Annotated in this window: 24 protein-coding genes and 1 tRNA gene; 9 read left to right on the top strand and 16 right to left on the bottom strand. The window is 62.1% G+C overall.

Going from position 1 to position 21,779, the window contains the following annotated elements:
* The first annotated feature begins 62 nt into the window (after positions 1-62).
* Both ABY454_RS09030 and ABY454_RS09035 read left to right on the top strand, forming a co-directional pair.
* Positions 63-1,013: a ceramidase domain-containing protein gene (locus tag ABY454_RS09030; protein ID WP_372929994.1), complete on the top strand. Its 951-nt coding sequence runs from the start codon at positions 63-65 to the stop codon at positions 1,011-1,013.
* Positions 1,014-1,160: 147 nt separating this feature from the next.
* Positions 1,161-1,249 (top strand) — tRNA-Leu (locus ABY454_RS09035).
* Between the two features lie 13 nt (positions 1,250-1,262).
* Here the strand turns inward: ABY454_RS09035 and ABY454_RS09040 are convergent.
* The 3 genes from ABY454_RS09040 to ABY454_RS09050 form a co-directional block, all read right to left on the bottom strand.
* Complete coding sequence (locus tag ABY454_RS09040; RefSeq protein WP_372929996.1) at positions 1,263-3,413, bottom strand: adenylate/guanylate cyclase domain-containing protein; 2,151 nt, start codon at positions 3,411-3,413, stop codon at positions 1,263-1,265.
* 71 nt (positions 3,414-3,484) lie between these two features.
* Positions 3,485-4,783 (bottom strand): hypothetical protein, encoded by a 1,299-nt coding sequence (locus ABY454_RS09045; RefSeq protein ID WP_372929998.1) that lies wholly within the window; start codon positions 4,781-4,783, stop codon positions 3,485-3,487.
* A 129-nt stretch (positions 4,784-4,912) separates the two neighbouring features.
* A complete protein-coding gene (locus ABY454_RS09050; RefSeq protein ID WP_372930000.1) occupies positions 4,913-5,200 on the bottom strand; it encodes a GlsB/YeaQ/YmgE family stress response membrane protein in 288 nt (95 codons plus the stop codon).
* Between the two features lie 131 nt (positions 5,201-5,331).
* Here ABY454_RS09050 and ABY454_RS09055 point away from each other — a divergent pair, with 131 nt between their 5' ends.
* From ABY454_RS09055 to ABY454_RS09065, 3 genes are all read left to right on the top strand, one after another.
* On the top strand, positions 5,332-6,561 hold the full coding sequence (locus tag ABY454_RS09055) for an Nramp family divalent metal transporter (RefSeq protein ID WP_372930002.1): 1,230 nt from the start codon (positions 5,332-5,334) through the stop codon (positions 6,559-6,561).
* Positions 6,562-6,710: 149 nt separating this feature from the next.
* Positions 6,711-8,846, top strand: coding sequence for a molybdopterin-dependent oxidoreductase (locus tag ABY454_RS09060; RefSeq protein WP_372930004.1), 2,136 nt, complete (start codon positions 6,711-6,713; stop codon positions 8,844-8,846).
* Positions 8,847-8,869: 23 nt separating this feature from the next.
* Entirely contained in the window at positions 8,870-9,241 is a 372-nt protein-coding gene (locus ABY454_RS09065) for a hypothetical protein (RefSeq protein ID WP_372930006.1), read from the top strand.
* 8 nt (positions 9,242-9,249) lie between these two features.
* Here ABY454_RS09065 and ABY454_RS09070 read toward each other — a convergent pair whose 3' ends face one another.
* The 9 genes from ABY454_RS09070 to ABY454_RS09110 form a co-directional block, all read right to left on the bottom strand.
* Complete coding sequence (locus ABY454_RS09070; protein WP_372930008.1) at positions 9,250-9,582, bottom strand: antibiotic biosynthesis monooxygenase; 333 nt, start codon at positions 9,580-9,582, stop codon at positions 9,250-9,252.
* A gap of 11 nt (positions 9,583-9,593) precedes the next feature.
* Positions 9,594-9,962: a Na+/H+ antiporter subunit G gene (locus ABY454_RS09075; RefSeq protein WP_372930010.1), complete on the bottom strand. Its 369-nt coding sequence runs from the start codon at positions 9,960-9,962 to the stop codon at positions 9,594-9,596.
* Between the two features lie 4 nt (positions 9,963-9,966).
* Positions 9,967-10,236 carry a K+/H+ antiporter subunit F gene (locus tag ABY454_RS09080; protein WP_372930012.1) on the bottom strand — a complete coding sequence of 90 codons (270 nt, stop codon included), beginning with the start codon at positions 10,234-10,236 and terminating at the stop codon, positions 9,967-9,969.
* Positions 10,233-10,724 (bottom strand): Na+/H+ antiporter subunit E, encoded by a 492-nt coding sequence (locus ABY454_RS09085; RefSeq protein ID WP_372930013.1) that lies wholly within the window; start codon positions 10,722-10,724, stop codon positions 10,233-10,235. Before ABY454_RS09085 ends, ABY454_RS09080 begins: the two co-directional genes overlap by 4 nt.
* A 2-nt stretch (positions 10,725-10,726) precedes the next feature.
* Positions 10,727-12,271, bottom strand: coding sequence for a monovalent cation/H+ antiporter subunit D (locus tag ABY454_RS09090; RefSeq protein ID WP_372930015.1), 1,545 nt, complete (start codon positions 12,269-12,271; stop codon positions 10,727-10,729).
* Positions 12,268-12,612 carry a Na+/H+ antiporter subunit C gene (locus tag ABY454_RS09095; RefSeq protein WP_372930017.1) on the bottom strand — a complete coding sequence of 115 codons (345 nt, stop codon included), beginning with the start codon at positions 12,610-12,612 and terminating at the stop codon, positions 12,268-12,270. The genes ABY454_RS09090 and ABY454_RS09095 overlap by 4 nt, the downstream gene beginning before the upstream one ends.
* Before the next feature lies 1 nt (position 12,613).
* Entirely contained in the window at positions 12,614-15,487 is a 2,874-nt protein-coding gene (locus tag ABY454_RS09100; RefSeq protein WP_372930019.1) for a monovalent cation/H+ antiporter subunit A, read from the bottom strand.
* A gap of 144 nt (positions 15,488-15,631) precedes the next feature.
* Positions 15,632-16,801, bottom strand: coding sequence for an FAD-dependent monooxygenase (locus ABY454_RS09105; RefSeq protein WP_372930021.1), 1,170 nt, complete (start codon positions 16,799-16,801; stop codon positions 15,632-15,634).
* 13 nt (positions 16,802-16,814) lie between these two features.
* Complete coding sequence (locus tag ABY454_RS09110) at positions 16,815-17,078, bottom strand: zinc-finger domain-containing protein (protein ID WP_372930023.1); 264 nt, start codon at positions 17,076-17,078, stop codon at positions 16,815-16,817.
* Positions 17,079-17,155: 77 nt separating this feature from the next.
* Between ABY454_RS09110 and ABY454_RS09115 the strand changes: the two genes are divergently transcribed.
* From ABY454_RS09115 to ABY454_RS09130, 4 genes are all read left to right on the top strand, one after another.
* Positions 17,156-17,908, top strand: coding sequence for an alpha/beta fold hydrolase (locus ABY454_RS09115; protein ID WP_372930025.1), 753 nt, complete (start codon positions 17,156-17,158; stop codon positions 17,906-17,908).
* A 75-nt stretch (positions 17,909-17,983) separates the two neighbouring features.
* Complete coding sequence (gene cysE, locus ABY454_RS09120; protein ID WP_372930027.1) at positions 17,984-18,817, top strand: serine O-acetyltransferase; 834 nt, start codon at positions 17,984-17,986, stop codon at positions 18,815-18,817.
* A 30-nt stretch (positions 18,818-18,847) separates the two neighbouring features.
* Positions 18,848-19,057, top strand: a complete 210-nt coding sequence (locus tag ABY454_RS09125) for a DUF3126 family protein (RefSeq protein ID WP_372930029.1) — start codon at positions 18,848-18,850, stop codon at positions 19,055-19,057.
* A 108-nt stretch (positions 19,058-19,165) separates the two neighbouring features.
* On the top strand, positions 19,166-19,477 hold the full coding sequence (locus ABY454_RS09130) for a hypothetical protein (RefSeq protein ID WP_372930031.1): 312 nt from the start codon (positions 19,166-19,168) through the stop codon (positions 19,475-19,477).
* A 111-nt stretch (positions 19,478-19,588) separates the two neighbouring features.
* Here ABY454_RS09130 and ABY454_RS09135 read toward each other — a convergent pair whose 3' ends face one another.
* From ABY454_RS09135 to ABY454_RS09150, 4 genes are all read right to left on the bottom strand, one after another.
* Positions 19,589-20,245, bottom strand: coding sequence for a transglutaminase-like cysteine peptidase (locus tag ABY454_RS09135; protein ID WP_372930033.1), 657 nt, complete (start codon positions 20,243-20,245; stop codon positions 19,589-19,591).
* Positions 20,246-20,534: 289 nt separating this feature from the next.
* On the bottom strand, positions 20,535-20,741 hold the full coding sequence (locus ABY454_RS09140; RefSeq protein WP_372930035.1) for a PilZ domain-containing protein: 207 nt from the start codon (positions 20,739-20,741) through the stop codon (positions 20,535-20,537).
* A gap of 2 nt (positions 20,742-20,743) precedes the next feature.
* Positions 20,744-21,031: a PilZ domain-containing protein gene (locus ABY454_RS09145; protein ID WP_372930037.1), complete on the bottom strand. Its 288-nt coding sequence runs from the start codon at positions 21,029-21,031 to the stop codon at positions 20,744-20,746.
* A 159-nt stretch (positions 21,032-21,190) separates the two neighbouring features.
* On the bottom strand, positions 21,191-21,779 hold a 589-nt coding region (locus ABY454_RS09150; RefSeq protein WP_372930039.1), incomplete at its 5' end, for a PAS domain-containing protein.

The raw sequence follows: 21,779 nt of genomic DNA on the forward strand, positions 1-21,779 counted from the left end.
GCGGAATGTTCGCCGGCGGGAAGGGTTCTTTCCTAGTTCACGGGTCGAAAGGAAAAGGGGCCATGACTCTTGGCGAGCACGTGTTCCAATATTGCGAGCGCGGCACTGACACGGCGCTTTGGGCTGAACCGCTTAACGCCGTCTCCAACGCCGGCTTCTTCCTCGCCGCGCTGATCTTTTGGCAGTGCCTGCTCTGGCGGCCGCGCGAGCAGCGCAGCGCGGACCACTATCTCCTCATCGCGCTCGTCTTTCTTATTGGGCTCGGCAGCCTCGCGTTCCATCTCTTTGCGACCGCAGGCACGGAGCTGGCCGACGTGATCCCCATCACCGTGTTCATGCTGGTCTATCTCGGTGTTGCGTTGAACCGCTTCTTGAGCGTGCCGCCCGGCTGGACGGTGCTGCTCGTGGCGGGCTTCGCCGGGCTCATGGCGGCGGCCGCGCAAGTGCATTGCTGGGACGGCGGCATTGGCCTTGCGGGTACGGTGGAAGGCTCCAAGACCTGCCTCAACGGGAGCATGTCCTATTTGCCGGCGCTCGCCGCGATGATCATCGTCGGCATGCTGGCGGCCGAGCGTCGCCACAGGGCCGCGCCTTATGTTCTCGGCGCCGCGGTGGTCTTTATCGTCTCGGTCCTCCTGCGCTCGCTCGACTTTGTCTTCTGCGATGAGGTGACGATCGATGGGCGCGACGTCGGTACGCACTTCATGTGGCATTTGCTCAACGCGGTGGTGATCTTCCTTCTGTTGCGCGCGACCCTGGAGACGGGGTTCAAGGAGGTTCCGCTTGAGGAAAGCGGACCTGCGCCAGTTCCGGCTCTCGTGAAGGCGGCAGAACCTGAGTTTGAGCCCGAACCGGAACCGGAACCCGCGGACGAGCCGGAACCCGAGCCGGAGCGAGAGCCCGAAGAGCTAGAAGACTCATTATCCGAGTCGCCTGAGGGTGAGGAACATGCGGAGGAGCCTGAGGACGAGGGCGCGGGTGAGTCAGAGGACGAGGCGCCACCCAAGACCTGAACGTTTCTTTCAGCTCCGGCCGGGCCTTATCCGTCCAGGCCCTTCGCGGGAGAAGCTGTCCTTTCCGGTCTAAGGGCTTTTCCCTCGCGCAAAGACTCCGTCTATACAGATGGCTCAGGCGCTATCGTCAGACGTGGTTTGGCGTCAGCGGACGTGGTGGAACTGGTAGACACACAGGACTTAAAATCCTGAGGGGGGCAACCCCCGTGCGGGTTCGACTCCCGCCGTCCGCACCACCTGTTCCCTCGCTTACTTCGGCGCGCGGAACACACCATCCCAATCCGGCGGTGGGGGTGAGGCGCGGTACGCCTCGCAACGCTCGAGCATGATGCGCGTTGCGGTGTCTTCGGGGTTCAGCTTCGCGGCAGCCTTGAATGCCTTATGGGCCGCGTCCCACTTGCGGTCCAGATACGCATCGAGCGCCTCGCCATAGACTTCCGCGAAACGCCGATCCGCATCCGAGACGGTCCTTGCTTCGCCGATCAACTCATAGATCAAGATGCCTTCTTTGCGTCCTTTGACGGCGACCATGTCGATCGGGCGCGTGAACATAACCTCATCGACCGCTTTACGCGTGATTTCGCTGATCAAAATCTCCGTGCCGAAAATCCGGTTGAGACCTTCGATCCGGCTGGCGACGTTGACCGTGTCTCCCATGGCTGTGTAGTCGAGGCGGTTGGGGCTGCCGAAATTGCCGACGATGGCCGGCCCGGTGTGGATGCCGGTACGCGCGTGGAGCGCGGGCAGGCCGGCCTCGGCCCACTCTTGGCGGAGTTCCGCCAGCTTCGTACGATTGGCAAGTGCCGCACGGCACGCCGCCAGCGCGTCCCATTTGTGAGGGCGGGGTGCGCCCCAAAGGGCCATGATTGCATCACCGACAAACTTGTCGACTGTCCCGCCGTTGCGAAGGATTTCGCCCGTCATCTCGTCGAGATAGCGCGCAAGCAAGTCGACAAGCTCTTCGGGGGAAAGGCTTTCGGAGATTGAGGTGAATCCGACGATGTCGGAGAAGTAGATCGTGATCTCCTTCCGGGCGCCGCCGAGCTTGGCTTCCTCCCCGGACGCAAGCAGTAGGCGCACCAGGTCTGCGGGCACGTATTTCTGGAAGGATCGCAGGCCCGTCTTCATTTCCTCGACCGAGCCGGCCAGCGTGGCGATTTCTCGGATGCGGCTTTGGATCGGGGGTTTCGGCTCCAGTTGGAATTGTCCGATCTCGCGGGTCTCCGCGGCGATTGCGCTCAAACTTCCGGCAATGCGTTTTGAGAGCAGCACGGAGAGCACGGCAGCCATGAGTACACCGCCGAGCCCGAGATACAGCATGAGCCGCGCCATGCGCTGAACGTCGCCGAAGACTTCGCCCTCGGGCAGCAACATGGCGATGATCCAGTTCGGGCCTCCCTCGCGGCCGAGATGCCGGAAGCCGCCGATATATGAACGGCCATCGGTTTCAAATCGTACGTTCTGGAGATCCGCCGGCACCGCGGAGAGATCGTCACCAAGCACATCGAGGAACTTGACCACGCGCGGCTCTTTGATCTCGTTGGCGCGCACGGTAACGCGGCCTTCGCCGTCCGGAGACGGTTCGGTCAGGTCGAGCCGCTTGTCGGGATCGGGGTCCGCTGCCGCCGGGTGGGCGATAACCCGTGGGGTGCCGTCCGATGTAACCTCCACCAGGAAGGAGAACCCTTCATCCCCCAAAGTGACATTGCGAAGGAAGCGGCTTAACGCGTGGAGATCGAAATCGGCGGTCAGCACGCCGGCGAGGCTGTCGTTATCCGCTTGCTTCACTGGCACGGCACGGCTCACCCCTGGAACGTCCAACGACTCTCCGGATCCGAGGAACACATACGACTCAGTCCAGATCGCCTCGTCTGCATCGCGCGCCGCGCGGTAGTAGGGCCGGTCATAGGGCGGGGTGCGCTTGGACTGTGGAATGTCGCGAACCACTTCCGGCGCGCCGTCAGGCTGAACATTGAATTCGTAGAGGCGGCGGCTTCCATCGTCCTCGGGCGTTAGCTGCAAGACGCTGAGCCCGCCATCGCGGTCGCGGAGGGCGTGATAGTACTTTCCGCTCGGCATGCCGAACGACAGGTAGGACAGGCTCGGCCGTGCCTCAAGCGCGGCAAGGAAGTAGGTGCTGGCGTGCTCTTCGTTTTCGGGATCGAGCCAGCGTTCTTGTATCAGCGTGGTGACCGTGTCCGCCTCTTCCTCGGCAACGTCCAACGCATGCTGCACATGTTGTTCGACGCGCGCGGACGCTTGCGTGATCACTTGTGCGCCGAGGTCCTGCACAGCGAATCGCGCATACAGATAGGCGGCCGTCCCCATCAGTGCCACCGCAGTGAGCAGCACGGCCAGCATGAGGGTGAGGAGAGTGGCCCGGAAGCTAATGTTGCGCACGATGTGGGAACCTTCCGAGGAGCCTGTTCCGGCCCAAGCCGCAATTTATGAGGATACTCCACACCATGGGCTTAGAAGTAGAGCCCAACATTGATGTTGAAGCGCGTGTGCCAGTCGCTTTCCAGGCCGCCGCTGGCAAGGGCGGTGGTCCAATCTCCGCCAAGCCAGGGGTGGTACTTGCCCATGGCGAGGTCGATGTAAATATAGAACGGTTCGGCGTCTACGGCGCAGCCGAGCACGTTCTGCATGCTGTCGTGAAAGTCGCTTTCCTGCTTATCCATCAAGCTGAAGTCATTATAGAAGGTGAGCGACTTGATGCGTTGCCAATCGACCGGAAGGGTATACGCAAGTCCTGCGGTGTAGACGCTCGCGACCGAGGCCACATAATACTCCGCATCGTATGCGCCTAGGACGACGAAGCTTCCGTTTGGACTCGCGTCGCGGTTTGGGTCGTTGTTCAGGTCAAAGTTGTAGTGGATCGCCTGGAGCATGAGATTCCAACGGTCGTAATTCCCGACGAGATGCGCGGCCATCGCATACCGGCTTCCATCGCCTCCTAGCGGGTTGTCGTTCGATATGTCTCCGACCATCAGCGAAACGCCGATCTCCGTGCTGTACCCCTCCCGAGGTTCCATCGTGTAGGCCAAGCGACCATTGAACTGGTCACGTTCGGCATTGCCGTTCGTGCCCTCGCGCACGAGATCGTAGGCGTAGCGCGCGCTGTCGTCGCTGTCGCCGAAGTAGTTCCCCTCATCGCGTGCAAAGTATGCCGCTTGAATGTTCCAGGGCGCGTAGTCGCCAATGAACTTCACGCCGAGATCGTAGTCGTCTTCGAACCCGAGATAGTACGGCAACTGAAAGAACCAGTTGTGCGATGCGTAAGGCAGGATGCCGAAGGGGACCTTCGTTATGCCGGCCTGTACTTCGCGCCGCTCGCCGAACTTCCGCCCGATCCAGGCGTGATGGATCATCGAATAGTCGTGACCGTCCGCGAACTTGTCCCGGTAGTACCGGTATTCGAAGGAGCCGGACATCGGACTTGCATCGTCGTCCAGGTCGAGATTGATCCGCGCGGTGTCGAAGGCCAGTTCGCCGAGTCCTTGAAAGTCCTCGTCCCAGTCTTTGTAGATGTAGTTGAAGCGGAAGGCGCCGCCGACCCGCACAGGTCCAATCTTGAGAGGCTCCCAGCCCTCGTCGACAATGTCGTAGGGATCGTCAACGTTTGGATCGATCGCATCTGGATTGTCGCTCTGAGACGGCGGGATCCATTCGACAGGTTCGGACTGTCCGACGAATTCGAGCCAAGATTCGTTGGCGGCAAGGGGCGACGATGCCAACCCCACGGCGACGATCGGGAGACAATATCCCACCCCGCTAAGCAACCGGACTGCCGTAGCCAACTTCATTACCAACCTTCGGCAAGCCCCCTCAACGTCGGCTAATGGCCAAACGAGTAGCCAAGGAGTCGCTCCCAACCAGACAGAGCGATTGATGTCAGACTAGGCGCCGCCCTGTCCGCGTTTGAAGATCCAAAGAAGCAGCAGAAAGATCAGTGAGCCGATAAAGGCTGCAACGATGCTCCTAAGTGAGATGGAAATCGCATCGAGGCCTGGCCAGATCCCGAATAGGTGAAAAATGAGGCCGCCAATCAATGCGCCGACCAGACCGACACCAACGCTGGTCCAACGGCCTAGACCGGCGCCTGCTGTCGCAACGGTTCCTGCCAGCGAGCCAGCGATCACGCCTATGATCAACCAAACGATGAGTTGAGCGAGCGAAAATGGCATCTCTTGTAGCCTCCCCAAGGGCAAATGCGTCGAATGACCGGTTTCATTTGAACGGTCGTGCGAAAGCTTAGCTTATAGGAGAGCCGCACCGAATTCGACTCCCGCCGCCTGCACCCGCTAGTTTGCGCCGGATGTCGTCTTCCAAGAGCGGAACATTCTTTCTCATTGGGCCCGGGCTGCTGCTTGCGGCGACCGGTGTCGGTGCCGGCGATCTCGCCACGGGCAGTCTCGTTGGCGGGATTTTGGGACTGGCCGTCCTTTGGGCCGTGGTCGTCGGTGCGTTCTTCAAGTTCGTGGTGACAGAAGGTCTGGCGCGGTGGCAACTGGCGACCGGCGAAACGCTGCTGGAAGGCGCTGTCAGCCGTCTGGGCCGCGGCGTGATTTGGTGCTTTCTGCCTTATCTCCTGCTGTGGTCCTTCTTCGTGGGCTCGGCCTTGATGAGCGCGAGTGGCGTGACGCTTTACGCGATGCTGCCGGTCTTCGAGGACGCCGCACGCGGCAAGGTCGTGTTCGGCATCGCCGCGAGCCTGATCGGTCTCGCCATCGTTTGGTTCGGCGGCTATCGCGTGTTTGAGACCGTCATGCGTTTCTGCATTCTAATCATGTTCGTCACCGTCGTGCTGACGGCCGCGCTGCTCTGGCCGGGAACGGTCCCCGTTCTGGAGGGGCTATTCATCCCGCGCATTCCGGATGCGGGCGGGGAGGGGGTCAAGTGGACGCTCGCTCTGATCGGCGGCGTCGGCGGGACGCTCACCGTGCTTTGTTACGGCTATTGGTTGCGCGAAAAAGGGCTGACCGACAGGCAAGACTTGCGCGCATGCCGCATCGATCTCGTCACGGGCTATGTGGCGACGGCAATCTTTGGCCTAGCAATGGTCATCGTCGGTTCGACCATCAGTATCGACGGCAGCGGCGCGACGTTGCTCGTGACGCTGTCGGAGCAGCTCGAGGCACTGCTCGGGCCGTTCGGCAAGTGGCTGTTTCTCATCGGCACGCTGGGCGCGGTGTTCTCAAGTCTTCTCGGCGTGTGGCAGTCCATCCCATATCTCTTCGCCGATTGCTGGCGCTTGCTGGAGCGCCAGCCAAGCAGCGAGGTTGCCCGCGTCGACACGCGCGCAGCGCCGTATCGGGCTTACCTTCTGCTCATCGCTATCGTGCCCATAGCGGGACTTTATTGGCGCTTTCGCGATATCCAACTGGCCTACGCTGTTACCGGCGCGCTGCTGTTTCCAGTCCTGGCGCTCGCTCTCCTGATCTTCAACGGCAGGTGGGTTGGTCCGCAGTTTCGCAACCGCCCGCTTACCATCGCGGCCCTTGTCATTGTCCTGCTGGTCTTCAGCTGGATGGGCTTTCGCGCTTAAGGGCTGCGCTTTCCTGCGGAAAATTAGGACGTTGGGCGCCCATCGCCAATCCGTGCCGGTGCTGAATCGACAAAGGTCTCCGACCTTCGTACTCTGATGCAGATCAGTGGCCATCAAGAGCCGCTAGACGGGATGAGGGAGGAGCCAGCATGAATGAACAGCCCAAGCGCGACAGGTTTTTCGGAGGGTGTCCCCACGACTGTCCCGACACTTGTGCCATGATCTACGAGGTTGCTGACGGCAAGCTCGTCGACGTCCGGGGCAATAAGGAACACCCGATGACAAGGGGTGGGCTGTGCGTGAAGCTCAAGGACTATCACGATCACCACTACAATCCCGACCGCGTGCTCCATCCCTTGCGGCGCGTTGGCCCGAAGGGGAACCGCCAGTTCGAGCGCATCTCTTGGGACAAGGCGATCGCCGAGATTACATCGCGCTGGAAGGACATCATCGCCAAACACGGCAGCCAATCAATCATGCCGTACAGCTATCTCGGCAATGAAGGGCTGGTGCAGGGGCTCACCTGCGGCGATGCGTTCTTCAACCGGCTTGGCTCCACAGTGAACGAGAAGACGTTCTGCGCTTCGGGATCTTCGACCGCGTGGCTGTTGACGGTCGGGCCCACGGGCGGCGTCGACCCCGAAAGTTTCGTGCATTCCAAGTACATTGTCATTTGGGCCTGCAACTCGATCTCCACCAACTTGCATCACTGGCCGTTTGTGCTCGAAGCCCAGAAGAAGGGCGCCAAGGTCGTGGTGATCGATAGCTATCGGTCACGCACGGCGAAGGCGGCTGACTGGCACATCGCGCCGAAGCCCGGCACGGACGGTGCACTTGCCATGGGCATCATCGCGGCGCTGATCCGCGGTGGGTATGTTGATGACGAGTGGGTCAACAAACACACGGTCGGGTTCTCGGAACTCGCCCAACGCGCGCTCGATTTTACGCCGGACTATGTGGAGAAGGTCACCGGCGTTGCGGCTGAGGACATCTCGAAGTTCGCCCGCGAGTTCGCCACGGTGCAGCCATCGGTGATCCGCATGGGTGTCGCGCTCGAGCGGCACGCGGGCGGTGGGCAGACCATACGCGCGGTGTGCGCGATCCCGGCGCTTGCCGGGTCATGGCGCCATGTGGGCGGCGGCCTCCTGCAAATGCCACTCTGGGAATTCCCGGTGGATTGGGGACGTGTCTCGCGTCCCGACTACATTCGGCCTGGCACCCGCGTGGTGAACAATTTGCAGCTCGGCAAGGCGCTTATGGGCGACATGAATCTCGACCCGCCGATCATGGGGCTTTTTGTCTACAACACGAACCCCGTGAGCCAGGCGCCGGAAACCAATCGTATTGTTCAGGGGCTCTCCCGCGAAGATTTGTTCTTCGTCACCGCCGAGCACTTCGTGACGGACACGGCGGCCTATGCGGACATCATTCTGCCCGCGACGATGGCCGGCGAGCACGACGACATGATGTTCTCCTGGGGGCATTTCTATTTGACGCTCAACGAGAAGGCGATCGAGCCGTGCGGCGAGGCGAAGTCCAATGCGGAGATCTTCCGCTTACTTGGCAAGGCGTTCGGCTTCGACGACGATCCGCGCTTCACCATGAGCGACATGGAACTCGCTGAGCACTACGTTCAATGGGACGCGCCGCAGATGGGCGGCATCGACATGGAACACTTCCGGCAGCACGGCTATTTCCATCTCGCCGTCGGCACGCCGGACGACCGCCTGCCTCATGCTGAAGGCAATTTCCCGACGCCGTCTGGCAAGGTGGAATTCATGGTCGAAGGCGCGAAGAACTTCGTCGCGCCGCCGTTCCGCATGATGTACGAGGAAAACCAGTCGGGCGAGGACGTTGACCCGCTGCCGGGATATTTGCCGCCGCGCGAGAGCGTGGAGACCAATCCCAATCTCGCCGATCAATACCCGCTCAATATCATATCGCCGAAGAGCCACGGCTTCCTCAACTCGTGCTACGCCAACGAAGAGCACAAGATCAAAGGCCAGGGCGAGCAGTTCGTGCTGATCAGCAAAGAGGATGCGAAGGCTCGTTCGATCCGCGATGGCGATCCCGTGCGCGTATACAACGGCCGAGGCGACTTTGAGGGACTTGCGCGCGTCACGGACGATGTGAACCAGGGCGTGGTCGTGGCGACGCTCGGTTATTGGCGCAGCCTCAACCGCTCGGACGGGTCAGTGAACTCGATCAGTTCGGACAACTTTGCCAGTTTGGGGCACGCGCCGACATTCTCCGACAACCTCGTCCAGGTGCGGCGGGTGAACTGATGCTGGCAGGAATGGTGAGGCCCATGCGATTCTGTAAAGCGGCGTTTGCGTCGGCGTTGGTTATCTTGGCGCTTGCCGGTCTGTCCGGGGATGCCGAGGCAGCATCATGCTCTATGTTCGGCAAGGTGAAGTCGAAAAACTCCAACACGCCGGTCACAGTTACATTCGTCAACAAGAGTGGCGAATATCGCCACGTCGACTGGGTGGACTTCAACGGAACCCTGGTGAACTACGCCAGCCTCCAGCCCGGGGAGCGCTATCGGATCGACACCTATGTCACGCACCCTTGGGTGTTCACCGATGGTCCGGGCAATTGCGTCGAGATGTTCATGCCGCAAAAGGGCGTGCCGAGATTCAATCTCACGCGCAAGGCCACCGGTTTTGGCGGCGACTAGGCGAGCGCCTATTCGGCAGCGGCGCCTTTTGCATACACCTCCTGGAGTGGCGTAAAGCCCTCGAACTCGGGATGGCCGAGATAGAGCGGCTTGCCTTCGCCAGCGCGGGCATGCGCCTTGCGGAAGGCTTCCGAGCGCGTCCAGGCCTCGAAGTCGGCTTGCGAGCGCCATTGGCTGTGCGAGGCGTAGAGCACGTAATCGTCGCGCTCGGGCCCTTTGAGAAGATGAAACTCGATAAAGCCCGGCACGTCTTCAAGATGCGTTTCGCGGGTGAGCCAGACCTGCTCGAAGTCGGCTTCCGATCCCTTCTTCACCTTGAAGCGGTTCATGGCGATGAACATGGCGTACTCCGTTAGTCTTCCGTTTCGGGGCCGTCGATCACGGCCCAGCCGATGTCGCGGCCCGTGGGTGGCAGTTTCTTGCGGCTCTTTTTGTCGCGCAGGATGTGCGTCTTCGCCACCATGAGCGCGGTGACCGGCGCGGTCAGGAACAGGAAGGTCGTGATCAGGAGCTCCTGAATCGCGACCATGTCATGCTTCAGCATGAAATAGAGCATCGAGGCGATCAGCATCGAGCCGATGCCGAGCGTCGTCGCCTTGGTGGGGCCGTGCAGCCGGCGCATCAGGTCCGGCAGCTTGGCAAGGCCGAACGAGCCGACAAACAGAAAAAAAGCGCCGAGGCAAATCAGGGCCGCAATTGCAAAGTCGCCAAATTCGGTCATCTCTTTACTCCATCACGTTGCCGCGCAGCATGTACTTGCAGTAGGCAACGGTGGTGAGAAAGCCCACCATCGCGAACAGCAATGCGACCTCGAAATAGATCTCATTGCCGAAATAGATGCCCACCAGCACAACGAGCGCGATGGCGTTGATCGTCAGCGTGTCGAGGGCGAGCACGCGGGTCGCCATGTCAGGGCCGACGAGCAAGCGGTAAAGGCTCAACAGCATCGCCACGCCGATGGCGCCGAACCCGATCATGGACGCAATTTCGATCATCTCTCGAAGATCCTCTTCAGTCTGGTTTCGTAGCGTGACTTGATAGTCGCCACGGTCGCTTCCGGGTCGTCCGTCTCGAGGCAATGGACGAGGAGTGCGCGCCCATCGCCGCTGAGATCGGCGCTGACCGTTCCGGGCGTCATGGTGATGGTTCCGGCGAGCGCCGTAATCGCTTCGGGCGTTCTGAGGTCGAGCGGCACGGTCACGAACTGCGAGCGGAGCGAGTCTCCGCGGCGGAACAAGATCAGATAGGCGACCTGGAAATTCGCCACCACAATGTCCCACAGCACGATGAGGGCGTAGGTGACGATCGTGAGCGGGCTGCTGATAAGCGGCCTGCTGGGCCAATAGGCACTGGTGAGGCGTGGGATCGCGACGCCGAGGGTCAGACCGAGGATGGCCGCGCCCCACGACACGCTGTTGAGCATCATCCAGACGAGGAGGATGAGCAGTGTGAGAAGCGGATGGGGCACCAGTGATTTGAACATGCTCACTGTCCTGTCGGTTGCGCGTTGGCTTGGCTGGTCAGCACGGCGTCGATGTAGCCTGCCGGATCGAGCGCCTGTACCGCCGTTGCGTGGAATACTTCGACTGCGGGACCGGCAAAGACACTCAACGCTGCGCTTGCCGTCACCAGAACCGCTACGGCGGCCATTGGCGCGATCGCGGCCGTTGCCCAGGTGGCGCCGGTGGTCCTACCGTCTGTCTTCCAGAATACAACACTGCCGGCGCGCGCGAATGAAATCGTCATCATCAGAGAAGCGACGAGGACCAGCGCCCAGATCAGCCAGACATGCGGCGTCTCATAGGTCGCATCCAACACCATGAGTTTGCCGATGAAGCCGGACAGCGGCGGCAGGCCGACAACGCCGAGCGCGATGAGGAAGAACAAGGTGCCCAGGATCGGGGCCTGGCTGATGGGGTTCGCCGGGACCAGCCAATCGAGCGTTTCCCCGCGCCGTTCAGAGATGAGGTCGACGATCAAGAATAGCGCGGCGCCTGTGAGCGTGCTGTGCACGAGATAGTAGAGCGCGGTCGTCAGGCCATCGACGTCGAACAGGCTGATGGCGATCAACAGCGTGCCCATGGAGGCGACGATGCTGAACGCGGCGAGGTCGAGCAGTCTGCGGCTGGCGAGAAGCCCGATCGTGCCGACAGCCAGCGTGAGGAGTGCCGCGGGGAGAATCCAGGGAATCACCATGTTTGCTAGCGCGCCCGCGCCGTCGCCGAAGATCGTGCCGAAGATGCGGATGATTGCGTAGGCGCCGACTTTTGTCATGATGGCGAACAAGGCGGCCACCGGCGCCGAGGCCGCGGCATAAGTTGCCGGCAGCCACCAATGCAGCGGCACGAAGGCGGCCTTGATCGCAAAGACCAGGAACAGAAGGATCGCCCCGGTCTTGAGCAGTGCTTCGTTGCCGGCCGTGACCTGCGGCACCTTTTGGGCCAAGTCCGCCATGTTGAGCGTGCCGGTGATGCCGTAGATCAGGCCGACGGCAATCAGGAACAGCGTCGAAGCAACGAGGTTGATGGCCACGTATTGAAAGCCGGCGCGCAAGCGGCGTGCGCCCGCGCCATGCAACATGAGCCCATAGGAGGCGATCAGCATCACCTCGAAGAACACGAACAGGTTGAAGATGTCGCCGGTGAGGAAGGCGCCGTTCAAACCAAGAAGCTGGAAATGAAACAAAGCGTGGAAGTGGCGTCCTCGCTTGTCCCATCCCGCCAGCGCATAGATGAGGACCGCGAGTGCGAGCCCCGCCGCAAGCAGCAGCATCAGGGCCGAAAGGCGGTCGAGCACGAGCACGATGCCGAAGGGGGCAGGCCAGGCGCCCACGCGATAGGCCCGAACCGTGCCGTCGCTCGCAAGGTCGAACAGGAACAGCGCGATGCCGAGCAGCGCCACGGCGGAAATGACGGACACGATCCGCTGCATTTGGATGTCGCGGCGCCAGGCCACGATCAACAGCGCCGCCGTCATCGCTGGCAGAATGGCGGGGGCAATCACCCAATCTGTCGTGAAACCCGCCGTCATCGTTTGTCCGCCTTGAGATCGTCTGGCGGAATGTCCGCGCTGTCCGTTTCGGTCTCCAGGAAGCCGCGCAACGCAAGCACGACGATCAGGGCCGTCATGCCGAACGAAATGACGATGGCCGTCAGCACGAGGGCTTGAGGCAACGGATCGGCATAGGCGTCGGCGCCGGTGAGGATCGGCGGCTGGTTGACCGCAAGCCGGCCTGCGGCAAACAGGAAGATGTTCACCGCATACGACAACAGGGTCAGCCCGACGACGATGGGGAAGGTCCGTTGCTGGAGGATCAGATAGACCCCGACGGCGGTGATCAAACCAATTGCGCTGGCGACGAGAAGCTCCATGTCAGCTCTCCTGCCCGTTCGAGCTGACGATGCGGCCTTTTTTCAGCGGCACATCCATGGGGCCTTCGGGGACGGGCTCATGTTCGGCGCGCTCCTCGACGCGCGAGATTTGGGCGAGAGACAGCATCACGACGCCGACGACCGCAAGGAAAACGCCGAGATCGAAAGCGATGGCGGACGCGAGCTCGATCTCGCCGATAAGCGGCAGCTCGACATATGTGTAAGTGCTCGTCAGAAACGGCCAGCCGAAGAATAAGGAGCCAAGGCCCGCAAGGCCGGCGATGGCGACGCCCGCGCCAATCACGGTTTGGGTGTCGACGCTGGTCCGCTCCGCCGCCCAGGCATAACCGCTCGCCAGATACTGCATGATGAGGGCGACGGCGACGATAAGCCCGGCGATAAAGCCGCCGCCGGGTTGGTTGTGCCCGCGCAGGAAGATGAAGACCGCTACGGTAAGCGCCAGCGGCAACAGCACGCGTGTCGCGACAACCAGCATTAGCGGATGCGCGTCCTTGCTCTGCTCGGGCGAGCGGATCGACTCTAAGGTCTTTGCGGCGGCGCCCCTCAGCGCCGTGTCCAGCAGCGCGAAGATCGTGATCGCGGCGATGCCGAGGACGATGATCTCGCCGAACGTATCAAAACCACGGAAGTCGACGAGGATGACGTTGACGACATTGGTGCCGCCGCCCCCAGGTTTGGCTTCCGCAAGGTGGTAGTCGGAGATCGACTGGAAGTCGCGCGTCATGATCGCGTAGGCGAGGGCACCGACCCCGAGGCCAACCGCCGCCGACAGCGTGCCGCGTCCCAAGCGTCCGGCAAGCGGGGTTTCGCCGCGTGAGGTCTTCGGCAAGAGATTGAGGGCGAGGAGCAGCAGAATAGTCGTCACGATGTCGACGGAGATTTGCGTCAATGCCAGGTCCGGCGCGGAGAACTCCAGGAAGGCGAGCGAGGTGATCAGCCCGACGCCACTGGTCAGCACGAGGGCAAGCAGCCTTTCGCGATGCCAGAAGAGCAGCGCGACGCAGATCGCCGCCAGGACCACCCAAGCGGCGAGTGCGGGAAATTCGACCGGAATAACCTCACGGGTGCCTGCCGCGTATGGCGCGCTCAAGAACGCGGTTGCGCCGACGGCGACGATCGCCGTGAGGATGATGCCCGCATAGCGGGGCAGGGACCCGTTGTGGGTTGCGTCCGTGAAGGCGCGGGCGCCGGAGACTAGCGCGGCGATCGCCGCATCGTAGAGCCGCTTTGCCTCCGGTCCGGCAAAGACGCGATGCAGGGCCTCGGCCTGGCGGTAGGCGGTGAACAGTAAGGCGCCGCCGGCAAGCGCGATCACGCTCATCCAAAGGGCGGGTGTGACGCCATGCCAGAGCGCAAGCTTGTACTCGGGCAATTGTCCGCCGACGACGGCGAGCGCCGTGCGTTCGACGATGGCGCCGGCCGTCAAGGCCGGAAGAATGCCGATGGCGATCACGGGCACGATGAGGATGGCGACGGGAAGCCACATGCCGACCGGCGGGTCGTGGGGCTTCTTCGGATAGTCGTCGCGAGGCTTGCCCAGAAACGTGCTGATGGCGAAGCGGTAGGAGTAGGCGGCCGAAACAAGCGCGGCGAGTGTCGCCAGGACCGGGAAGATCCACGGATACCCCGCATAGACCGTATGCGAGGCCTCTTCGAGCATCATCTCCTTTGAGAGAAAGCCGTTGAACAATGGGATGCCGGCCATGGAGGCAGAGGCGATGAAGGCGAGCGTCGCCGTGATGGGCATGAGCGTCAGCAGGCCGCCGAGTTTGCGGATGTCGCGCGTGCCGGCCTCGTGGTCGACGATGCCTGCGCTCATGAACAGTGCGGCCTTAAAGGTCGCGTGATTGAGAATGTGGAACACGGCGGCGATCGCCGCGAGCGGCGTCGCCATGCCGAGAAGCATGGTCGTGAGGCCCAAATGACTGACCGTCGAATAGGCGAGAAGCGCCTTGAGGTCGTCTCTGAACAGCGCAATCCAGGCGCCGATCAGCATGGTGATGAGACCGACCGGCGCCACGATAAGAAACCAGGCGTCGGTGCTGGCAAATACCGGCCAGAACCGCGCTAGCAAAAACAGCCCCGCCTTCACCATGGTGGCCGAATGCAGGTAGGCCGACACCGGCGTTGGCGCGGCCATGGCATGCGGCAGCCAGAAGTGGAACGGGAACTGCGCCGACTTGGTGAAGGCACCGCCTAAGATGAGCAGCAGCGTCGGCAAGAGCAGCGGTGAGGAGCGGATGACATCGCCGCGTTGCAGGATCTCTGAAATTTCGTAGGAGCCGGCGATGTGGCCGAGCAGCAGCATCCCGCCGATGAGCGCGAGCCCGCCTGCGCCGGTTACCACGAGCGCCATGCGCGCGCCCTGACGCGATGCGGCCTGATCGCTCCAATAACCGATGAGCAGGAACGAGGTGAGGCTCGTCAGCTCCCAGAAGACGATCAGCAGCAGAATGTTGTCCGAGAGCACGATGCCGACCATCGCGCCCTGGAACAGCAGCAAATAGAAATAGAAGAGCCCCATCGGATCGTCGGACCCGAGATAGTAGCGCGCGTAGAGAATGATCAGCAGGCCCATGCCGAGAATGAGCGCGGCGAAGAACAGTCCCAGTCCGTCGAGGAAGAACGAAAAGGACATGCCGATCATCGGCAGCCAGGGCACGCCCCAGGTGATGACCTCGCCGTCATAGACGGCCGGTGCTTGCGACATCAGCAGCACCAGCGCCGTCAGGGTCACCGCGCCCGCGGCGAGCGCGCAGGTATTGCGCCCAAATCGGATCGCCAGCAAAGGGAGGATCGCGCCGAGAAAGGGCGTGAGTGTAACGAAGGCAAGCAGCATCGATGAGACGACCAAGTGTGTAGAAATTTCAACCGCTTATGGTGGCGGCCTTGAGTGCAGTGGCGAGAATCTCAGTGTCAGGCAAGCATAGTCGGCGCGCCGTCGAAAGTCGCTGGAAACCGGTAGGCGGTTTGGTGGATTTTTGCCGCACGTCGAGCGTTATTCTCCGCCGTACAGCCAATCGAATTGGCGCAAAGCCGCCTCCTGGCTGCGCACGCGAAGCGATGCGTTCCGGGCCAAACGCGCAGGTCCGCGCATGTGATAGGCCCAGCCGAAGCGGCGCGCAGTGTTTTGCAAGCGCAGCGCGCGGCGCCGGCGCGCTGCGTCGTAGGTGCGGAATGCCTTTGCAGGATCGTCGGGCGTGCCGGCCAAGCATTTGGCGAGTGTCGCCGCGTCCTCAATCGCAAGCCCTGCGCCTTGCGCCAGATATGGCAGCACCGGGTGCGCCGCATCGCCCAGAAGTGTCACTGCGCCCCGGCTCCAATGCCGAAGGGGGGCAAGCGAAAAGAGCGACCAGGCGCGCCAGTCCTCCGCCCGATCAAGCAATGATTTCGACTCCTTGCACCAACGCGTGAAGCCGGCGTGCAAGGCGCTTGCGTCCGTCGTCCGGTTCCAACCTTGGGCCTCTTGGCCGCCGTCCATCACGGCCACGACGTTCAGCGCCTCGCCGGCGCGAACGGGATAGTGGACGAGATGCGCGCGCGGCCCGAGCCACAGCCCCACGACCGGCGCGTCGAAAGGCGCCTGAAGCTGCGCGCGTGGCACCAGCGCGCGGAAGGCCGTCGCGCCGGAGAAGGCAAGCTTGGCGTCGGGGGCCATCCATTTGCGCACCGTAGACCATAGCCCGTCGGCGCCGATCAGACTGGAACCCTGTAATCCGGTTCCGTCGAGATCGGTGACGCCGAGTTCGCCATTGGCGTCGATGCCAGAGACGTCGAAACCGGATGTCAGCGAGACGGGCGCGGCGGCATCGGCCGCTGCCCGTAAGCCCGCATGCAGATCCGCCCGGTGCAGCGTGATGTAGGGTGCGCCATAACGGCGTTCTGCGGTATCGCCCAAGGGGACTTCGGCGAGCCGGCGTCCGCTCAATCCATCGAAGAGCCAAATTGCCTCCGGCCGACACGCGGAGGGAAGAAGCAGGTCGAGCACGCCGAGCGCCCGCAAGATTCGCGTCGCGTTCGGTCCGAGCTGGATACCGGCGCCGCTCTCCTCGGTGAAGGTGGAGCGTTCCAGGACCGTGGCCTCGATGTCCTCGCGCGCCAGGGCGATGGCGGTAGAGAGCCCGCCAATGCCGCCGCCGGCGATGAGGACGGGCTTAGGCGTTGTCATGGGTTAAGTCGCGTCAGGCGGCCGGCGCGCCAGGTGGCGCGGTGGCGACGTGGACGCAGCCGTCCGGCTTGCTCTCCGTCTCCTTGAGAGCGCCGTCATAGACGTAGAGCGTCGAACAATAGGGACAGATGACTTGGCTTTCGCCGCCCATGTCCAGGTAGATGTGCGGGTGATCCTGCGGCGGTGCGGCACCCATGCACTGGAATTCCTTGACGCCGATGCTGATCCGGTCGACGCCTATGTCGTTCACGAAATGGGGCACGAGCGTTTGGGCCATGATGTCCTGTTCGTCTAGCGCTTGAAGCCGATGAGCGGGAAGCATAGTGACCCTTGGAGCAAAGCGGTAGGGCAAGAATGCAGAGCTTCGATTCAGACGGTGTACGGATCGCCTATCTCGACGAAGGGGAGGACGACCCTGTCCTGCTCATCCACGGCTTTGCCTCGAATGTGGCCGCCAATTGGGTCGACCCGCGCTGGGTGCGGACGCTGACGGCGAGTGGGCGGCGCGTCATCGCAATCGACAATCGCGGGCATGGGCAGAGCGAGAAGCTCTACGATCCGGAGGCCTACGGCGCCCCGCAGATGGCGGAGGACGCAAGGCGGCTGTTGGATCATCTCGGCGTCGAACGCGCCGACGTGCTCGGCTATTCCATGGGTGCGCGCATCGCGGCCTTTCTCACCTTCGCCCATCCGGAGCGCGTGCGCAGCGTGGTCTTCGGCGGCCTCGGCAGTCACATGGTCCGCGGCATGGTGGGCTCCGGGCCGCTCGCCAAGGCGCTCGAGGCGCCGCGGCTGGAGGACGTCACCAACGAGACGGCACGCAGCTTCCGGCTCTTTGCCGAGCAGACCAAGAGCGACCTGAAGGCGCTTGCCGCCTGCATGCGCGGGCCCCGCGAGAAGGTGCTCCCAGAAGAGCTCGCCAATATCACGGTGCCGGCTCTGGTGGCCGTGGGCAGCAAAGATGTGATCGGCGGCTCGGGCGCGGCCCTTGCGGAGCTCATTCCCGGTGCCCAATTTCTAGAGATTACGGGACGGGACCACATGAGGGCCGTGGGCGATTCACGGTTCAAGATGGGCGTGCTCGACTTTTTAACGTCTCGTCCCTAGGGCTTAACGATCTGATCTCTCGTGGTAGACGCAAGGGTGCGATCCTGCTACGGGGGCTCAAGTGAGGTTTATGCCATGAGCAAGCCAGCAATCGCGGCAGAGCCGCAGATCAAGAGTTACGATCCCGTCTGGAGCCAGGTGCGGCGCGAGGCCGAAGAGATCAGCGCGCAGGAGCCCGCGCTCGGCGGCTTTCTTTATGCGTCGGTGTTGAGCCACGCGCGCCTCGAAGACGCGGTGTGCCACCGCTTGGCGCGGCGCCTTCAGCACGCGGTGCTGGACCCGGGGCTCATACATAAGACCTTCCATGAGGTGTTGGATGCGGATCCGACGCTTGGCGAAGAGTTCCGCGCCGACCTGATGGCCTGGGCGCAGCGCGATCCCGCTTGCGACCGGCTGATCGAGCCGCTGCTGTACTTCAAGGGGTTTCATGCCCTTCAGACCTATCGCGTCGGTCACAGGCTGTGGAACGCCGGCCGCAAGGACTTGGCGCTCTATCTACAGAGTTTGGTGTCGCGCTTCCTACAGCTGGACATCCACCCGGCGTCGAAGATCGGCCGTGGCATCATGGTCGACCATGCCACGGGCATCGTCATTGGCGAGACGGCTGTTGTGGGCAACAATTGCTCGCTGCTCCACGGTGTGACGTTGGGCGGCTCGGGCAACGAGCACGGAAACCGGCACCCGAAGATCGGGTGCGGCGTCATGATCGGTGCCCGCGCGACGATCTTGGGCAATATTTCGGTCGGCGATTGCGCCCGCATCGCGGCCGGCAGCGTCGTCCTTAAGGACGTGCCGCCACGGCGCACCATGGCCGGTGTGCCGGCGCGCGACATCGGTCCCAATTCATGCGCCGAGCCGGCGCTGTCGATGGATCAGTTTTTCTCAGGCGACGAGAACGGTCGCCGGTAGAGCTGACAGCAGCTCAAGGGGAGCGCAAGCGTGACACGAGACGAGATTGTGAAGCTCGAGACCTATCTGCAGAAGCTGTTTCAGCTGCCTTCGATCGAGGTCCGCCAGCGGCCGCAGAAGGACGATTCCGCCGAGGTCTATATCGGGGATGAGTTCATCGGCGTGCTGTTCCGCGACGAGGATGAGGGCGAGAAGGACTATCAGTTCCAGATGGCCATTCTCGGCTTCGATCTCCAATAGGGCCCCACGTGCCGGTGCGGCACGAGCGTTAACCAGTCCTTAAGAATTCGCTGCGGGTGACCCGCGGCCCCTCGCTACAGTGCCCCTGGTACTCAGGCGTGGGGCGCTATGGAATCCGTGATCATCCATACGTATATGACCGCCGTCGGCTTCGTCATGGCCGGCGTCTTGTCGAGCTTCGTCCAGCTGGTCTCCGGCGAGCCGATGCGTTTCGGGCTGCAGACCAGCTCGATGCTCTCATCGCTGGGTGGCGTGCTGTTGCGGGTTTTTGCCGGTCCGGCAATCCTGATGCGGAATGCCTGGCGGGGAATGTGGATCGAGTCGCGGCCGAAGGTCTGGTTCGGGCTTGCCGCGCTCGTTGCCGCCTGGTGGAGCCTTTTCATCGGCGCGTTTTTGATCGATCTGGCTCTCCAGCTCTAGGCGCCAGCCCCCCAAAAAAAGAGCCGATCTCTTGCGAGACCGGCTCAAGTAAAGGCCCGGTTGGGTCGGGGATGGGTGGGGGATGGTCACCGGGCCTAGAAAGAACTCTCCTTAGTTGCTCGAAGCAGACACCGCAGGCTGCGGTGCCAGGTTGGGCGGCAGGAGCGAGATCCACACCAGCGGATTGTGCGCCGACTGCTGCTTGACGAAGGTGTAGGGCGTGTCGGCCCAGGCCACGACCTCGGACTGCTTGTTGTCGAGGACGAAGTCGCCGCGGTCGGTACGCACCGTCAGCACGGCATGGCCGTCATTGTTCTCGTCGCGGACGACGGTGATCAGAAGCGTGCTCTCAGGCCAGCCTTGCTCGATCAGGATGCGGCGCTTGAGCAGGACGTAATCCTCGCAATCGCCTTCCTTGACCGGGTAGGTCCACACCTCGACCTTGCCGTAAAGATCGATATCGGTGATCGGGGCCACCGCGTCGTTGACGCGCCGGTTGACGTCTTTGAGGTCGTTGAATTTCGCGGAACTCAGCTGCACGCGGTCTGCAAAGCGATCAGAGGGCCGGCACTCGGCCTCACGCTCGCGGCAGAAGTTCACGTAGCCGATCGGCGGCAAGGTGTCGCCAAAGGACTGAAGGAACGCCACCTTCTGCGGCCCAGCTTGAGCAGCTTGAGACTTGAGCGTGATCGCATGGTTGTTCGTGGCATCTGCTGGCAGCGACGAGATAAACATCAAGAACGCTGTTCCCAGGATAAACTGTTTCATTGCACCCCCCGAATGTTGAGGAGCACTTGTGCGCTCCTCTTGTTGTTGAGGAGCACTATCTCAGAGATGTTTTGAGATCCCGATAAAAGATACCCGCGTTTTGCGGTAGTCTTGGTAGCAGATTTTTAGCGAGACTTACTCAAACCTGAATGTTCTCGGATTAGCTAAAATTTTAGCTAGTTTAGAACAAACCGTGCCTAATGGCGTATTTCTGCGGTTCTCGGCGCGCCTCGCAGCGGGCGAGGGCGCCGAGCTCGAAAGAATTCGGAAAGGTTAGTCTAGTGTTAGTCTAGCCGAACGTCCGGGCGAGGCTGTCGGGATCCTGAACCTCGGCGAACTGAATACCAACGCCGCGACTGTGGTGACGGACCACGCGGCCCCGGAGTCGGCCGAGGACGACGACGGAGTCCATCGGTGGCTTCGTCCTCATGGCGATCGAAGCGCCGCTCAAGGAGACATCGAGCACCCGGCAAGCATGGACGTCGCCATTGGGCATGATCATCTTCTGCTCGGCAGCGTGCGCGCCACGGCGCCTTCTAGACGTCCAAGGTGGTCCAGATAGGCGACAATGCGTTCGCCAACCTTGCAGCCCACGGATGTATGCAAAGCCATGCCGCCGGCCGACATGTTGAAGACCTCGCAGGGAAACTCCTGCTCGTCCTCGGTCATCAAGCGGCCGTTGAGTTGGACCGGTACGCGGCGGTATTTGCGCCGGTCCGGCACAATCTTCGGACGCTTGTGCTCGGCACGGATTCTGCCTGTAAAGGCAAGCGCAGTTTCAGCCATGTTTTGACGCCTGTAATTTGATTGGGCTTGCGTGGGGGTTTAGGGGGGATTACCGCAAGCCAGGTACACGCGTAACGTGAGGCGTCTTAAAGAACAGCTAAATCGCCCCAAACCGGCAGCGATTCGCGTTTTCAAAATTTAAGATTGGTTACGAAAACCTTAGGAGAGCCCGCCCTCGACGACGCGAAAGCGTCTGCGGTTGAGGTGGACGATGTCGGCCCCGCCACTCTTCATGAAGTCAGGGGCGCCGTCCGGGCTCAGGAGCTTGGCGTCAACGATCTCGAATGTGGTCAGAGGTTCGGTGCCGAGCCAAAACGGCCGGTCGATCGCGGTGATTGAGCCGAGCAGTCTGTTGATCGACGTGCCCGTGTGGATCAAGGGCATCAAGGTAAACTCAAAGGACGTTTCGCGCCCGGCATCGGTGCGGGCCAGGAATGTGCCATGGCCGACCGAACCGTCATGCAGGACAGTGCGGACCAGCGAGGCGACGGCGTCTTTGTCCCCGAACGACCACAAGCTCAGAAAATCGAGCCCGCGGAGCTCACGGCCGAATTCCTGGCAGATCTGCGTGCCGGCCAGCCGGAAACGGAACCCCATCAACCCGGCGCATTCGGCGATGAAAGTTTCGCGCAGGATATTGGCAATCTTCGCCGGCTCGATCTCGAAGCGGCGCGGCGCAATGCGCCCATTGCGTATGTGGTCCCAATACGCGAAAAGCTGTTTGCTTGTTGGCTGTTGCATAGCCCGC

Source organism: Methyloceanibacter sp., assembly GCF_041573655.1.
In the GTDB taxonomy this organism is placed as follows: Bacteria; Pseudomonadota; Alphaproteobacteria; order Rhizobiales; family Methyloligellaceae; genus Methyloceanibacter.

Coding starts and splice junctions, on each gene's coding strand:
- ABY454_RS09030 (WP_372929994.1), top strand. CDS start 63: ATGACTCTTGGCGAGCACGTGTTCCAATATTGCGAGCGCGGCACTGAC.
- ABY454_RS09050 (WP_372930000.1), bottom strand. CDS start 5,200: ATGCCATTTTCGCTCGCTCAACTCATCGTTTGGTTGATCATAGGCGTG.
- ABY454_RS09055 (WP_372930002.1), top strand. CDS start 5,332: ATGTCGTCTTCCAAGAGCGGAACATTCTTTCTCATTGGGCCCGGGCTG.
- ABY454_RS09060 (WP_372930004.1), top strand. CDS start 6,711: ATGAATGAACAGCCCAAGCGCGACAGGTTTTTCGGAGGGTGTCCCCAC.
- ABY454_RS09065 (WP_372930006.1), top strand. CDS start 8,870: ATGCGATTCTGTAAAGCGGCGTTTGCGTCGGCGTTGGTTATCTTGGCG.
- ABY454_RS09070 (WP_372930008.1), bottom strand. CDS start 9,582: ATGTTCATCGCCATGAACCGCTTCAAGGTGAAGAAGGGATCGGAAGCC.
- ABY454_RS09075 (WP_372930010.1), bottom strand. CDS start 9,962: ATGACCGAATTTGGCGACTTTGCAATTGCGGCCCTGATTTGCCTCGGC.
- ABY454_RS09080 (WP_372930012.1), bottom strand. CDS start 10,236: ATGATCGAAATTGCGTCCATGATCGGGTTCGGCGCCATCGGCGTGGCG.
- ABY454_RS09085 (WP_372930013.1), bottom strand. CDS start 10,724: ATGTTCAAATCACTGGTGCCCCATCCGCTTCTCACACTGCTCATCCTC.
- ABY454_RS09090 (WP_372930015.1), bottom strand. CDS start 12,271: ATGACGGCGGGTTTCACGACAGATTGGGTGATTGCCCCCGCCATTCTG.
- ABY454_RS09095 (WP_372930017.1), bottom strand. CDS start 12,612: ATGGAGCTTCTCGTCGCCAGCGCAATTGGTTTGATCACCGCCGTCGGG.
- ABY454_RS09105 (WP_372930021.1), bottom strand. CDS start 16,801: ATGACAACGCCTAAGCCCGTCCTCATCGCCGGCGGCGGCATTGGCGGG.
- ABY454_RS09110 (WP_372930023.1), bottom strand. CDS start 17,078: ATGGCCCAAACGCTCGTGCCCCATTTCGTGAACGACATAGGCGTCGAC.
- ABY454_RS09115 (WP_372930025.1), top strand. CDS start 17,156: ATGCAGAGCTTCGATTCAGACGGTGTACGGATCGCCTATCTCGACGAA.
- cysE (WP_372930027.1), top strand. CDS start 17,984: ATGAGCAAGCCAGCAATCGCGGCAGAGCCGCAGATCAAGAGTTACGAT.
- ABY454_RS09130 (WP_372930031.1), top strand. CDS start 19,166: ATGGAATCCGTGATCATCCATACGTATATGACCGCCGTCGGCTTCGTC.
- ABY454_RS09135 (WP_372930033.1), bottom strand. CDS start 20,245: ATGAAACAGTTTATCCTGGGAACAGCGTTCTTGATGTTTATCTCGTCG.
- ABY454_RS09140 (WP_372930035.1), bottom strand. CDS start 20,741: ATGCCCAATGGCGACGTCCATGCTTGCCGGGTGCTCGATGTCTCCTTG.
- ABY454_RS09145 (WP_372930037.1), bottom strand. CDS start 21,031: ATGGCTGAAACTGCGCTTGCCTTTACAGGCAGAATCCGTGCCGAGCAC.